The organism is Streptomyces sp. NPDC043896, from assembly GCF_056435605.1.
Window position 1 is genome coordinate 18,700 of sequence record NZ_JBWKEE010000029.1, and the last position, 14,406, is coordinate 33,105.

Consider the following 14,406-nt stretch of genomic DNA (forward strand, 5'->3'; position numbering starts at 1 on the left):
GAAGGAACCCGTATGACAGAGACATACGCCCCGCCGGGACAGCTGTGGCTGTTGCCGCAGTCGCACCAAGAGGGGCTGGACATCGACCACCGGCAGGTGATCGCGGTCGTCGAACAGGCCTACCGCGCGCTGCGCGAAGGCGGCTCGGACAATCCCGTCAAGACCATCATCGACGGTCCCGGTCACCGCTCCCTGAGCTACTCCATGGTGGCCAGGGACGCCGGCAGCGGCACCGTCTGCTTCAAGGCGGTCTACGAGTTCGACCCGCGCCGCAGCCGGGACGGCTACCGCTTCCACTCGTTCGTCTTCCTCGTCGACGACACGACCGGGGCTCCCATCGCGCTGATGGACGTGGTGAAGCTCGGCCCCCTGCGCTCCTCGGCCACCACCGCGCTGTTCGCCCGCGCGGCCTGCCCCGACGCCCGGAGCGCCCTGGTCGTCGGCACCGGCGTCCAGGGCCGGATGGCGCTGCCGATGCTCGTCGCGGCCATGCCGCGGCTTGAGCGTCTTCAGGTGTTCGGCACCTACCCCGACGGTCTGCGCGCCGTCCAGGACAGCGTCGCGGGCCGCGAGGTGGAGGTCGTGGAAGACCTCCGGGAGGCCGCCGGCGGGGCGGACATCGTGATCGGCGCCGCCGGCCTGTCCGTCACGCGGGAGGTCCGGCGCGAGTGGATGAAGCCGGGTTCGGTCGCCGTGCTGCTCGGGTACGGCGTGCACGCCGACGTGTGCCACGGCGCGGACTACCGGATCGCCACCGACACCGCCCAGATGCATGCCACCTGCGACGACCTGCGGGCCACGGACGGCAGCCTGCCGCGGGTGGACGCCCAGTTGCCGGACATCCTGCTCGGCCGGGCACCCGCCCGACGAGATCCGGACGACGTGGTCTTCGCCTACAACAGCGGCATGGCCGTCACCGACGCCGCGCTGGGCCGGTACATAGCCGATCTCGCGCTGGCGGGCGGGCGCGGGGAAAAGGTCAACTTCTGGTGAGCACCGAAACGACCGGCACGGCGAGGAACGACGCCGCCTGGTGGGCCGGGAACTCGCGGGCGCTGCTGGGGCTCGCGCTTCCCCTGGTCCTGACCAACTTCGCCTACGTCGCGCTGACGACGGTGGACATCGTGATGCTCGGCAGGCTCGGAGCCCTGGAGATCGCCGCCGCCGGTCTGGCCATCGCGCTGTTCAACCAGTTGCGCACCACCGGGACCGGCCTGGTCACGGGCGTCGGCAACCTCGTGGCCGAGGCCCGGGTCCGCGACGACCGGGAACGGATCGGAGCCCTGCTGTTCGCGGGGTTCTTCTGGGCGACCGTGTGCGGTGTGGTGTTCTGCGCGGCACTCCTGCTGATCGGCCCGCTGCTCGTCCTGCTGGGCCAGGACCCGGCGGTGGTGGACAAGGCCGGCGAGTTCCTGATGATCCTGGCGCCGGGCATGCTGCCCTGCCTGTGGTTCCAGAACCTGCGGCACTTCACCACCGGCCTCAGGCGGCCCGGCCCGCTGCTGGCCATCACACTGGCCTCGATCGGCGTGACGATAGGCCTGAACCACATCCTGATGTACGGGAAGTTCGGCCTTCCGGCGTTCGGTTTCGCCGGCGTCGCGATCGCCACCGTCACGGTGTTCCTGCTGTCCTTCCTGGCGTTCGTCGCGGTGATCCTGCGCGACGGCGTCCTGCGCCCGTACCTCACCTCGCCCCACGCGCGTCGCTGGTCGGGGGAGGCCGTGCGGTCCGTCTGGCGCCTCGGCCTGCCGATCTCGGGAACCTACGCCTCGGAAGCCGGATTCTTCAGCGTGCTCACGCTGGTCATCGGTTCCCTGGGCGTCAACGCCCTGGCGGCCCAGACGGTGCTGAACCAGATCGTCTACATCGTCTTCATGATCTCCGCCGGCCTGTCGCACGCGGCGTCGATCCACATCAGCGAGGCCCGCGGCGCCGGTGACTACCGCACGGTGCGCAGAACGGGACTCCTGGGCACGGCCTGGGGCGTGCTCACGACCCTGGTGATCGCCGTCGTGTACCTGGCGATCCCGGAGCCGATCGTGTCGCTCTTCGTCTCGGCCGAGCACGCCGGCAACGCGGACGTCATCGCGCTGACCGTGACCGGACTGCTGATCGCCGCCCTCATGCAGGTATTCGACGCCACGCAGAACATCGGCAACGGCATCCTGCGCGGCATCGGCGACACCGCCGGACCGTTCCGGATCTCCCTCGTCGGGTACTGGCTGATCGGGCTGCCCGCGGGCTATCTGCTCGGGGTGACCGCCGGCCAGGGCGTCGTGGGCGTCTGGACCGGCCAGACCATCGGCCTCGCGGCCACCGCAGCCCTCCTGCTGATCGCCTTCCTGCGCGGCGTCGGCCGGCTCCAACGGCCGGCGGCAGGCACACCCGTCCCCGAAAAGGAGCCGTCATGAACCCCGTCCTCGCACCGGTCGCCTCGGCATCCCTGATCCGTGGGGAAGTCGCGGGCCTGCCCGGCTACGATCCCGGCGCCGACCCCGACGAGGTGGCCGCCCTCAGCGGCGGCCGTCCCGTGATCAAACTCTCCAACAGCGAGAGCCCGTACGGCATCTCTCCCGCGGTCGCCGAAGCCCTGCGGCTGGCCCTGGCCGGTGGTGTCGCCCGCTATCCCGACCCCACGGGCAAGCGGCTGACCGAGGCCATCGGCAGGAGGCTGGACGTGCCCGCCGAACGCGTCGTGCTCGGCAACGGTTCGGAGAACATCCTGGAGCTGCTGTGCCATGCCGTACTCGGGCCCGGTGACCTGGTGGTCACCCAGGCACCCGGGTTCAGCCTGCACGAGATCTTCCCCCGTGCCATGGGTGCCGAGGTGCGCAAGGTGCCGGTCACCGCCGAGTTCGCCTTCGACGAGGCTGCCTGGCGTGCCGCGCTGGCCGCGGGACCGAAGCTCGTCTTCCTCGCCAACCCCTGCAACCCCACCGGCGCGGTGCTCGACGCCGGCCAACTGCGGCGCGTCGTGGCCGGCACCCCGGAGTCGGCCCTGCTGGTGCTCGACGAGGCGTACGGCGAGTTCGCCCGCACCGACCCGGAGTACCCCGACGGGCTGGAGGCCCTGCGCGGGCTGGACCGGCCGTGGATCGTGCTGCGGACCTTCTCCAAGGCCTACGGCCTGGCCGGCCTCCGGGTCGGATACGGCATCGCCTCCGACGCCGCACTGGTCCGGGCACTGGACCGGGTCCGTACCCCGTACAACGTCAACGGGCCGGCGCAGGACGCCGCCGTCGCCGCCCTGGGCGACCACGCGCACCTGGCCGACACGGTCCGCCGGACCGGCCTGGAGATCGCCAGGGTCGCCGGCCGGTTGCGAGGCGCGGGACTGCGCGTCGCCCCGTCCTCGACCAACTTCCTCTTCATCGACACCGGTCACCCCTCCGACCGGGTCGCCCAGGAGCTGCACCGCGCCGGAATCATCGTCAAGGCGTGGCGCGAGCCGGGATACGAGACCTACATCCGAGCCTCTCTGTCGACCCCCGAAGACAATGACGTCTTCGTCCGGTGCCTGACGGAGATCTGCGCGAAGGGCAAGCCGTGATCAAGAGCAAGATGTCCGAGCTCATCGGGCGCACGCCCCTGCTGAAGCTGTCGGTCGCGGACGGTTCGGCGACCGTCCTGCTGAAGCTGGAGCAGTTCAACCCCACCGGAACGGCCAAGATCCGGATGGCCCGGAACATGGTGGACGAGGCGGAGGAAGCGGGGCTGCTCTCCCCGGGCGGGTGGCTGGTCGAGTCCACCTCCGGCAACACCGGGCTCGGCCTGGCGCTGATAGCCGCCGAACGCGGCTACAAGTTCACCGCCGTGGTGGACAACCATTCCAGTGCGGACAAGCTGCGCGGCATGCGCGCCTACGGCGCCGAGATCCTCAACGTCGCCGGCGAGGCGGAGGGCCTGGCCACCGCCGAACGCGACACCGTGGCCGAGCGGCTCGCCGCCGAACAGGGCGCGTACTGGACCGCGCAGCACCGCAACGAGGGGAACCCCAACGGCTACCGGCCCCTCGCCCGCGAACTCCACGACGACCTGGGCGACGGCATCGACTACCTGTACGGGGCCGTCGGCACCGGTGGTTCGCTCTGCGGCACCGGCCGTGTCCTGCGGGAACGCATCCCGGACCTGAAGATCATCGGCGTCGAGCCGGTGGGGTCCGTCGTCTTCGGCGGGCAGGGCGCGCCGTACCACCAGTCGGGCACCGGTACGCCCGAAGGCTCGGAGATCGGCGGGGTCGTCGACTACGCGCTGTTCGACCAGGGGGTGAAGGTGGGCGACTCGGAAGCCTTCGAGACCTGCCGCTACCTGGCCAGGCACTTCGGCATCCTGATCGGCGGTTCGGCGGGCGGAGTGGTCTACAAGGCCTTGGAACGGGCGCGGGAGACCGGGCCCGGGGCCACCATCGTCGTGCTGGTCTGCGACGGCGGCGACAAGTACCTGGACACCGTGTTCAACGACGACTGGATGGCGGCCAACGCGCTGTACGACGAGCAGGTCGTCCACCGGCTGGCCGCGATGCTGCGGTAGCCCACGCCGCCGCCCCCGCGCGGAGCCTGCCCCTCCCGGCTGTCACGCCCGACTGCCCTTCCCCTGTGCGGCGTTCGCCGCCAGGCCCTTCTGCCCTCTCCTCCGAAAGTGATATCGTCCACTTAATGAAAACGAAAATGATTACCACAATCTTCACGGCTCTGGCGGCGCTCGCCGCCGCGGGGTGCGCCGGCGGCGGTTCGCCCGATGCCGACGGGAAGAGCGGGGAGAAGCCGAAGGCGAAGCACGCGACCGCCTACCCGTTCACCCTCGAGAACTGTGGAACCGACGTGACCTACAAGGCCGCGCCGAAGAAGGTCGTCACGCTGAACCAGACCGCCGCCGAGATCCTCATCCACCTGGGGGTGGGGGACCGGATCGCCGGAACGGGCTACGAGGTCGAGAAGACGCCGGCCGCGATCGCCGAGCGGTACGGGAAGATCCCGCTCCTGTCCGCGCGCGGGCAGGAGATCAAGTACGAGAAGCTGCTGGAAGCGCAGCCGGACTTCGTCTACGGCTCCTTCGCGAGCATGTTCACCGCGGAACAGTCCGGTGACCGCAAGCAGCTGCACGGCCTGGGCGTGCCGACCTATCTGACCGAGTTCGACTGCTCGTTCCACGAAAGCGTGGCCGGTGCGAACTTCACGATGATGTTCGACGAGTACCGCAGGCTCGCCAGGATCATGGACGTGCCCGAGGCCGGCGAGAAGCTGGCGGCCGAACAGCAGGCCGTGGTGGACAAGGCGGTGGCCTCGGTCAGGAAGCGGGACACCCCGCTGAAGGTCATGTGGTTCTACTCCACCTACGAAGGCACTCCCTGGGCGGCGGGCCCCGGTGGCCTGCCGCAGCACATCTCGGAACTCGTCGGCGTCCGGAACGTCTTCGCCGACGCCAAGACCAAGTGGGCGGAGGTGAGCTGGGACGAGGTCGCCGCCCGCGATCCCGACGTCATCATCCTGGCCGACCTGACCCGGGGCGAACCCAACGACACCGCCAAGGAGAAGATCGACCTCCTCAAGAAGGACCCCCTCACCGCGAAGCTCGCCGCCGTCCGGAACGACCGGTTCATCACCATCCCCGGCAGTCACATGGACCCCGGCTACGGCAGCGCGTCCGCCGTACCCGCGCTGGTCGACGGCCTGAACAAGCTCGGGTGAACCGGCCACCACCATGACGACGAGTTCTCACAGGACCGCCGCGCGCACCGGAAGCCCGATCACCGGCGGTGAGAAGGTTCCGGTGCGCCGGCGGCGCCCCTCGACGATGGCGCTCTTCCTCCTGGCCGTGGCCGCGCTCCTGGTGTCGGTCGTCGCCGCGACGCTCTTCGGGAGCGCCGGCATCCGGCCCATGGACGTCGTGTCGACGATCCTGCGGCACACCGGTCTGGGCGGCCTCGCCCCCACCCCGCCCCTGCCGGGGCTGCTGGACGCCTTGATCTGGGAGTCCCGCTTCCCGCGGGTGCTGCTGGCCGCCGCCGTCGGCACGGCCCTGGCGGTCTCCGGCACGGTCCTGCAAGCGGTCACCAGGAACCCCCTGGCCGACCCCTACCTCCTGGGAGTCTCCTCCGGCGCGTCCACCGGTGCGGTCGCCGTGCTCCTGCTGGGCATCGGCGGCAGCGTCAGCCTCTCGACCGGAGCCTTCACCGGCGGCCTGGTCTCCTTCGGCCTGCTGCTGCTCCTGCTCGGCGGGGGGCGCGTCGCCAGCCCTTCCCGCGTCGTGCTCACCGGCGTACTCGTGTCCCAGTTCTTCGCCGCGGTCACCTCGGTCATCCTCATGGTCAGCGGAGACGCGAACTCCACCCGCGGCTTCACCTACTGGCTGCTCGGCACCCTCGGGGGTGCCCGGTGGGAGGGGGTGACCGTCACCGTCGTGATCATCCTGATCGGGGTGGCGGCCGTGCAGTTCTTCGCGCCCGCCCTGGACGCCTTCACCTTCGGGTGGGACTCCGCCGCCGCCCTGGGGATCAACGTCACCGCGGCCCGCGTCTGGCTGATGGTGCTCACCTCGGTCATCACGGCCGCGGCCGTGGCGGCCTCCGGCGCGATCGGCTTCATCGGGCTGCTCGTCCCCCACGCCGTCCGCGTCCTGACCGGGCCCGTGCACCGCGCCCTGCTCCCCCTGTCCGCGATCGCCGGCGCGGTGTTCCTCATCTGGGTGGACGTGTTCGCGCGCACGGCGTTCTCCCCGCACGAACTGCCGGCCGGCGTCATCACCGCCCTCCTCGGCGCACCCGCCTTCGCCCTGGTCCTGAAGCGTCTGGAGTCCTGATGGGCCGCATCACCACCACCCGGCTCTCCTGGTCCGTGAAGGGCCACCGGCTGCTCGACGACATCGAGATGGCGGCCCCCGACGGAAAGATCGTCGGCCTCCTCGGCCCCAACGGCTCCGGCAAGTCGACCCTGCTGCGCCTCCTCGCCGGACTGCGCCGCCCCGACACCGGAACCGTCCGCTACGACGGCACGGACCTGGACACGCTCGGCCGCCGGCTGCTGGCCCGACGGCTCGCCGTCGTCGAACAGGACGTGTCCGCGCACCACCAGGTCAACGTCCGCCAGGTGGTCGAACTCGGCCGCACACCGTTCCGCGGCCGGTTCGACGCGCTCACCCGGCACGACCGGCACGTCGTCGACGCGGCGCTGGAACGGACCGACCTCACCCACAAGCAGCACCGGAGCTGGCACACCCTCTCCGGAGGGGAGAAACAGCGCACCCAACTCGCCCGTGCCCTCGCACAGGAGCCCCAGGAGATCCTCCTCGACGAACCCACCAACCACCTCGACATCCGCCACCAGCTCGAACTCCTCGACCTGCTGACATCGCTGGACGTCACCTGCGTGATCGCCCTGCACGACCTCAACCTCGCCGCCCGCTACTGCGACCACGTCGTCGTTCTCGACCACGGAGAGCTGGCCGCCGCCGGAACGCCGGAATCCGTGCTGACCCCGCCCCTCATCGAGTCGGTCTACGGCGTCGAGACGCTCGTCGACCGCGAACCCGCCACCGGCACCCTCCGCATCACCTACCTCGCTGCCACAGCCACCCCATCCGCGGAAGGAGTGCTCTCCGTGCCGTGAACCCGGCCGTGAGGAGTACGCCGGGCACACCCGGGGCCGATACCCCCGCGTTCCGGGCGGCGAGACGGCCCGCGCCCGCCGGCGCCCGGAAGCCGGTCCGACGCCACGGAGCAGAGGGTGGGTGGGGCGGGCGCGGGCCGGCGAAGCGGAGGCCGTACCCTGCGACCATGACCGACACCCAGCCCCTTACGCCCTCCGAGGCCTTCGACATGCTGCTTGCCGGCAACCTGCGGTTCGTCGCCGGTACGGTGGAGCACCCCAACCAGGACGCCGCGCGCCGCACCGAGGTCGCGCCGGCACAGAACCCCTTCGCCGTGGTCTTCGGCTGCGCCGACTCCCGGCTGGCAGCCGAGATCATCTTCGACCGCGGTCTGGGCGACCTGTTCGTGGTCCGTACCGCCGGGCACGTCATGGGCCCCGAGGTCCTCGGCAGCATCGAGTACGGCGCCAGCGTGCTCGGGGCCCCGCTGGTCGTCGTGCTCGGCCACGACGCCTGCGGCGCCGTCGCGGCCACCCGCTCCGCCGTCCAGGACGGCGCCACCGCACCCGGGTACGTACGCGATGTGATCGAGCGCGTCACCCCCAGCGTGCTCGCCGCCCAGGCGGCCGGGCACACCGACGACTCCGACTTCATCCGCGAGCACATCCGGCACACCGTCGACCTCCTCGTGGAGCGCTCCCGCACCCTGGCCGAGGCCGTGGAAGAGGGCCGGACGGCCGTGGTGGGCCTGTCCTACCGGCTGGCCGACGGTACCGCGCACGTGGTCACCGCCCGCGGCCTCGACGTATCGGCCCACGCCGCGGCCTGACACCCCCCGGCCCGCGTTCCCGTAGCCGGGGCACGACCCCGAGAGCCGGCCGGCGCTGACCACACCGGCGGCATCGTCGAACAGGCGTGCCGCCTCAAGGAGCGGCCGGGCGGCGAACTCCAGGTCCACCGGCGCCGGCGGCGCCGTGTCCCGGTCCCGGTCCTGCGGAGGGGGCGCGGTAGCGGCCCCGCCCGGGAGGGCGGGGCCCGATCCGGAACGGATCGGTGAAGTGCCGCCCGCTGACCGGGCACCGGCCGGAGTGCCCGGCGGAAATGGCTGGCAGGTGCATGACGGGTTGGTGGAGCGCGGGGCTACCTTCTTAGGGCTCGGGAGGGGCGGCCGTCCGAACGTCTGGGCCACAGACGGGCGGTGGCCGCCTCTCCAGTGCCCCGGCTCCGCCGAGGGGCCGGGTCCCCCACACACGAAGGCAGACGACCATGTCCCTGGGCACCTGGCTGAAAGCCGCAACCTCCGCCGCCGCGCTGGTCCTCGTGACGGCGACCGCCGCGACCGCGGCCCCCGCGCCCCTGCCGGACGCCGCAGCAGCGGTAGTGACGCTCCGTTATGACGACAGCCGGGCCGGCGGCTGGGAAGCCGCCATCGCCGCGGGGGTCGCTTCCTGGAACGCGAGCGTCAGCAACGTACGGCTGGTGGAGGCCGCGCCCGGGGTCCGGGCCGAGATCGTCATCGTGGCCACCACCGGCTGGCCGCAGGCCACCCTCGGCCCGGTCCGCCCGGGACGCCAGGTGCGAGTAGAACTCGGCGCGCAGGCCGTGAGCCAGGGGTACGACAAGACGCGCATCGCCGCGCACGAGCTGGGCCACAGCCTGGGCCTCCCGGACACCAAGCCGGGGCCGTGCTCCCAGTTGATGTCCGGGTCCAGCGCGGGGACGGCCTGCACCAACGCCGTTCCCAACGCGACCGAGCGGTCCCGCGTGCAGAACGCGTACGCGAACGGACTCGCGGCAGCCGTACCGACCGACGGCCGGGTCCTCGTCGACGCCCCCTGACGAGCGGCGCCGGCGGGTGGACCGGTGCGGGTGCCCGGCCGGGGCGGCACTCCCGGAGGGCGGCCGTGCCGGTCCGTCCGTCCAGCCCCGGCCGCGACCGACACCCCCACTGTCCCAGGGGAGTTCCGGGAACCGCCGCGACAGCCGGTCCCTCAGCCGCCCGCGGGCGCGGCGGCCCGCTCCAGGGCTTCGAGGACCGTGTCCCGGAACAGCGTGGCCTTGTAGCCGGTCAGCGGCAGGGGCCTGCACCGGTCGAGCACCGTCGCGGCAGCCGCGGCGAGGACCTCGGGGCGGGCGTCCCGGCCGAGCAGACGGGCCTCCACCTCGGGCAGCCGCAGCGGTACGCGCGCCACCCCGCCCGCCGCGACGGCGGTGTGCGTGACCGTGCCGCCGTCGAGCACCAGTCGTACCGACGCCTCGACCAGGGGCCACTCGGCGTGGGCCCGGCTGATGGCCCGGTGGTAGCCGGCGCGCTCGCCCGGCCACGGGGCGGGCAGACGGACCGCCGTCAGGATCTGCCCCGGGGCGAGCAGATGGTCGGAGCGGAAGAGGCGGTCGCCGTCCCCGTACAGCGCGGCCACGTCGCGCGGCGATTCGCCGTGGACCTCGGCCTGCGCGTCATAGGCGAGCAGGGCCACCGCCAGGGTCGACGGGTGCGGGGTGACGCACGGGCCGTCCCCGCACACCACCCCGAAATGGTGGTCGCCCCGGCGCGCGGGGCAGTCGTTCCCGCCCTTCTGGAAGCAGCCGACGTGCGGATTGCGGTAGTACCAGCAGCGGTTGCGCTGGAGGAGGTTGCCCCCCAGCGTTCCGGCGGCGCGGATCTGCGGGGTGGCCGCGGTCCCGGCCGCGGGCGCCAGCGCCGGCCAGCCGTCGCGCACGCGCGGATCGGCGGCCAGCGCGGCGAGGGTGGTCAGGGCGCCGATCCGCAGCCCGCCCCCGGGCAGCGGCGTGATGCCGTGCATCTCCCCGGCTCCGCCGAGGTCGGTGAACGGCCCGGGGGAGATGCCGGTGCGCTGCCGGGCGGTGGTGTCGGTGCCGCCGGCGCGCAGCTCCCCGCCACGCGCCAGGACGGCGGCCGAAAGGTCGGACAGGGCGGATCCGCTGCTCATGAGACCGGTCCTTCCAGGATCCGGTCGGGCCGGATGGGCATGTCGTACGGGCGCCGGCCGGTCGCGTCGTGGACCGCGTTGGCCAGGCACGCCGCGGTGGGCAGGGTCGCGATCTCGCCGAGACCGACACCGCCGCCGGGGACGTGGTCGAAGCCCTCCTGGTGGAAGTGGACGGTGATCTCGGGGGTGTCTCCGATACCGGGCACGCGGTAGTCCTCCAGGTTCTCCGTCAGCACCCGGCCGGTGACCGGGTCGGTGCGCCGTTCCTCGTACAGGGCGTAACCGATGCCCTGGACGACGGCGCCCTCGCACTGGCTGCGGGCCAGCCGCTCTTCGTGGACGCGGCCCGCGGCGATGCCGCTCCACACCCGCAGCGGACGGATCCGGCCGAGGCGCGTGTCCACCTCGACCTCGGCGACCTGCACCGATCCGGTGAAGCCACGGCCGATCGCCACGCCGCCCGTGGTGAGCCCGAAGGGGGTCACGAAGCCCCGGCGGTCGCGGGGGCGGCGGCCGGTCACCCGCTGGCCGTGCGCCGTGTCCAGGCGGGCGGTGACGTCACCGCCGCCGAGCGCCTCGCGCAGCCGCCGGGCGGCGTCCGCGGCGGCGGGCACGAGGGAAGGCGTCGTACGGCTGCCGCCGGAGGTCGGGCCGTGGACGGCGTCGCTGCGGCCGACCTCCGCGCGCACCCGGTCCTCCGGAACGCCGAGACCCTCGGCGACGGCCCGGTGCAGCACGGTCCGCGATCCCGTGCCCATGTCCTGCACCGCGCAGCGGGCGACGACGACCCCGTCCTCGACGGTGAGTTCGACCTCGGTGGCGGGATCGAGGAAGTAGAGCCAGTTGGCCGCCGCTACGCCGACACCCCGGCGGAACCGCCCGGTGCCGCCGCGCGGCCCCGACGTCCAGACGGGCAGGGCGGCGGCCCAGTCGTACAGGGCGTGCCGCTTGGGATTGCCGTCCCAGCGGCGCCGCAGGGCGATCGGGTCCTCGCCGAGCCGGTGGGCCATCTCGTCGACGGCCTGCTCCAGGGCCCAGCACATCGTGGGTCCGCCCGGGCCGCGGAACGGAGCGCCCGGGGGCCGGTGGGTGACCGTGTCGAAGTCGCGCAGCCGGCGTGGGGCCTTGCCGTACACGAACCGGGCCAGGGCGGCCACGGTGCCCCCGACCGCGATCCCGCCGTCGGTGTCCGCGTCCATCGCCAGCGCGCTCAGCCTGCCGCCGGCGTCCGCGGCCATCGCCAGCCGGATCCGGGTGCCGGGCCGGTACCCGCCGTCGGTCATCTCCTCGTCCCGGTCCAGCACCACCCGGACGGGCGCGTCGTGCAGCCGGGCCAGCCCGACCGCGGCGACGATGTCGGACGTCAGCCCCATCTTGCAGCCGAAGCCGCCACCCACGTGGACGGCCTTCGCCACCACCCGGTCGGCGGGCAAGCCGAACCGCTCGGCGGCGAGCACCGCCACCTGCTTCACCGACTGCGTGGACACCTCCAGATGGAGGGTCCCGTCCACCCACCGGGCCAGGCAGGCGTGCGGCTCCAGCGGGGTGTGCGTCTGCGCGGCGGTCGTGAACACCGCCTCCACCAGCCGCTCGGGGCTGCGGGTGCGGGCCTCCAGGATGCGGCGTACGGCCGTGGCGGGACGCCTGCTCATGGCCGACGGGCCCCGCAGGTTGCCCCGCCAGCGGGCGGGAACCAGCTGGGGGGTCTCACCCGATCCTGGGGCCCGGCCGCGCGCCGCCTTGTCCTCGTAGACGAGCGGGCCCTCGCCCGCCCGGACCTGCCGGACGTCCAGGGCCGCGGGCAGCACCTCGTAGTCCACCCGCACCCGCGCGGCCGCCGCCAGAGCGCCGGCCCGGTCCGGTCCGGCGACGGCGGCCACGGGCTGGCCCACGTAGCGCACGATGCCGTCGGGCGGCAGCATCGGCACCACCGGCACGTCACCGGCCTCCAGGGACCGCACGTGCGCGTGCGCGTGCGGGGAACGGATGATCACCCCCTCCAGCAGTCCCCCGGGGCGGTGGTCCGTGGTGTAGCGGGCCGATCCGTTCGCCTTCTCCGGGGCCTCGACGCGCGGGACCGCGGGCTCCGGCCCGGCGGCCGGCTCCGCGTCGTAGTCGCCCGCGCAGGCCGCGGCCACCGCGCCGATGATCGCCTCGTACGCGCCGCAGCGGCACAGGTGGCCCGACAGCGCCGCGGAGATCCGCTCCCGCCCCGGGCGGACGCGTCCGTGCTCCGCCCGCCACCGCTCGAAGAACGCCGCCGCCTCGACGACGAACCCCGGGGTGCAGTAGCCGCACTGGAGGGCGTCCTCGCCGGCGAAGGCACGGGCCACCGGATGGCCGGACAGGCCCTCCACCGTGGTCACCCGCCGGCCGGACAGCAGGACGGCCGGCGTCAGGCAGGACACCCGGGGGTCACCGTCGACCTGGATCGTGCACGCCCCGCACACCCCGCCCCCGCAGACCAGCTTGGTGCCGGTCATCCCGAGCCGGTCGCGCAGCACCTCCACGGCGGCCGGGTCGTCGTCCACGTCCACCACGCGCCGGGCGCCATTGACCTCGAACTCCACGAGACGTACTCCTCGGCTGTGCGGGGGGCGAACGCCGGTTCTCACGCTCACCTTCACGCTCCTTGATATCCCGCTTACGGGCCCGGCGCAGTTCGGAGAGGATGCCGGGAGGACGGTACGACGACCGCTCGGGAGGTACCGCCTCCCGTCTACCGGGCGCCCGCCGCACCGCCGCGACGCCGGCGGAACGCGCTCCGGTAGGCGCTCGGGCGGTGGCCGGTGTGACGGGCGAAGAGCGCGGCGAAGGTGCCCGGGTCCTGGTATCCGACGGCCGCCGCGACCGCGGCGACGGTGCGGTCGGTGGACTCCAGCAGGTGGCGGGCCCGGCGGACCCGGGCGGCCTGGAGATGGGCCAGCGGGCTGTGCCCGGTCTCCTCGGCGAAGCGGCGCAGCAGCGTGCGGGTGCTGACCTGGAAGGCGTCCGCGAGGGCGGCGAGGTCGTAGCGCTCGGCGAGGTTCTGGTCGAGCCGCCGCATGACCCGCTGCGAGAACTCCCGGCCGGGCTGCGGCAGGAGCCGGGTATCGACGTACGGGGTCTGGGAGGCCCGCACGTCGTCGAGGAGCGCGACGCGGGCTGTGGTCCGGGCCACGCGGGCGCCCTGGTGCCGCCGGACCAGGTCCAGCGCGAAGTCGTACATCGCGCTGAAGGCGGCCGTGGTCGTCACGCCCGTGTCGGTGACGACCAGCTCCTGGGGCCGCACGTCCGCTCCGGGACAGCGCCGGGCCAGTTCCCCGGCGTGCAGCCAGGAGGTGGTGGCCCGGCGCCGGTCCAGGAGGCCCGCCTCGGCGAGCAGGAACGCGCCGACGCACAGGGAGACGACCGCGGTGCCGGAGGCGGCCTGAGCCCGGATCGCCGCGGTCTCCGGCGTCAGCCGGCCGAGCAGGGCGTCGAGATCGGTGCCCGCGGGCAGCTCGAACCCGGGGACCACGAGGACGTCGACCTCGCGCAGGGGCCGTACGTCCAGACTCGCGCCGCCCGAGGCCGTGACCCGGCGGCGGGGCGAGACGACCGACACCCGGTAGCCGGGCGCGCCCGGCCCGGCGACGTGCCCGGCCATCGTCAACAGGTCCGGCACGCCGAACACTTCGGACGCGAAGCAGCCCGGGTACGCCAGGACCCCGACCCGCAGTTCCCCCGTCCCGTCCCCGCCCGCCGCAGGCTGCCCGTGTTCCGCGTTCACCCGTACCGCCCGCCGCCCCTCGCCCCGTCCCACCTCCCCACAGGGTATGGCGAGATCGCCTCCGATCCCGGCGATCGGGCCCCTCACCCGGCGGCCGGTTCCGCGTCAGGCTGGCCC

12 protein-coding genes are annotated in these 14,406 nt (G+C 73.2%); 9 read left to right on the top strand and 3 right to left on the bottom strand.

Annotated elements, in window-relative coordinates:
- Window positions 1-12: 12 nt before the first annotated feature.
- The 9 genes from AC069X_RS32280 to AC069X_RS32320 all read left to right on the top strand — a co-directional run bounded on the left by AC069X_RS32280 (window position 13) and on the right by AC069X_RS32320 (window position 9,426).
- On the top strand, window positions 13-993 hold the full coding sequence (locus AC069X_RS32280) for an ornithine cyclodeaminase (RefSeq protein ID WP_478734207.1): 981 nt from the start codon (window positions 13-15) through the stop codon (window positions 991-993).
- Window positions 990-2,414 (top strand): MATE family efflux transporter, encoded by a 1,425-nt coding sequence (locus tag AC069X_RS32285; protein ID WP_478734209.1) that lies wholly within the window; start codon window positions 990-992, stop codon window positions 2,412-2,414. The genes AC069X_RS32280 and AC069X_RS32285 overlap by 4 nt, the downstream gene beginning before the upstream one ends.
- A complete protein-coding gene (gene hisC, locus AC069X_RS32290) occupies window positions 2,411-3,553 on the top strand; it encodes a histidinol-phosphate transaminase (protein ID WP_478734211.1) in 1,143 nt (380 codons plus the stop codon). Before AC069X_RS32285 ends, hisC begins: the two co-directional genes overlap by 4 nt.
- Window positions 3,550-4,533, top strand: a complete 984-nt coding sequence (locus AC069X_RS32295) for a PLP-dependent cysteine synthase family protein (protein WP_478734213.1) — start codon at window positions 3,550-3,552, stop codon at window positions 4,531-4,533. Before hisC ends, AC069X_RS32295 begins: the two co-directional genes overlap by 4 nt.
- 137 nt (window positions 4,534-4,670) lie before the next feature.
- Window positions 4,671-5,690, top strand: a complete 1,020-nt coding sequence (locus AC069X_RS32300) for an ABC transporter substrate-binding protein (protein WP_478734215.1) — start codon at window positions 4,671-4,673, stop codon at window positions 5,688-5,690.
- An 82-nt stretch (window positions 5,691-5,772) separates the two neighbouring features.
- Window positions 5,773-6,801 carry a FecCD family ABC transporter permease gene (locus AC069X_RS32305; RefSeq protein ID WP_478734336.1) on the top strand — a complete coding sequence of 343 codons (1,029 nt, stop codon included), beginning with the start codon at window positions 5,773-5,775 and terminating at the stop codon, window positions 6,799-6,801.
- Window positions 6,801-7,607: an ABC transporter ATP-binding protein gene (locus AC069X_RS32310; protein WP_478734217.1), complete on the top strand. Its 807-nt coding sequence runs from the start codon at window positions 6,801-6,803 to the stop codon at window positions 7,605-7,607. The genes AC069X_RS32305 and AC069X_RS32310 overlap by 1 nt, the downstream gene beginning before the upstream one ends.
- 167 nt (window positions 7,608-7,774) lie before the next feature.
- The gene (locus tag AC069X_RS32315) at window positions 7,775-8,416 is read left to right on the top strand and encodes a carbonic anhydrase (protein WP_478734219.1); all 642 of its coding nucleotides are present in this window, start codon (window positions 7,775-7,777) and stop codon (window positions 8,414-8,416) included.
- Between the two features lie 437 nt (window positions 8,417-8,853).
- Complete coding sequence (locus AC069X_RS32320) at window positions 8,854-9,426, top strand: snapalysin family zinc-dependent metalloprotease (RefSeq protein ID WP_478734221.1); 573 nt, start codon at window positions 8,854-8,856, stop codon at window positions 9,424-9,426.
- A gap of 152 nt (window positions 9,427-9,578) precedes the next feature.
- Here AC069X_RS32320 and AC069X_RS32325 read toward each other — a convergent pair whose 3' ends face one another.
- The 3 genes from AC069X_RS32325 to AC069X_RS32335 all read right to left on the bottom strand — a co-directional run bounded on the left by AC069X_RS32325 (window position 9,579) and on the right by AC069X_RS32335 (window position 14,322).
- Window positions 9,579-10,538: an FAD binding domain-containing protein gene (locus AC069X_RS32325; protein ID WP_478734223.1), complete on the bottom strand. Its 960-nt coding sequence runs from the start codon at window positions 10,536-10,538 to the stop codon at window positions 9,579-9,581.
- Complete coding sequence (locus tag AC069X_RS32330) at window positions 10,535-13,108, bottom strand: molybdopterin-dependent oxidoreductase (RefSeq protein WP_478734225.1); 2,574 nt, start codon at window positions 13,106-13,108, stop codon at window positions 10,535-10,537. Before AC069X_RS32330 ends, AC069X_RS32325 begins: the two co-directional genes overlap by 4 nt.
- 149 nt (window positions 13,109-13,257) lie before the next feature.
- Entirely contained in the window at window positions 13,258-14,322 is a 1,065-nt protein-coding gene (locus AC069X_RS32335; RefSeq protein WP_478734227.1) for a GlxA family transcriptional regulator, read from the bottom strand.
- Between the last annotated feature and the right edge of the window lie 84 nt (window positions 14,323-14,406).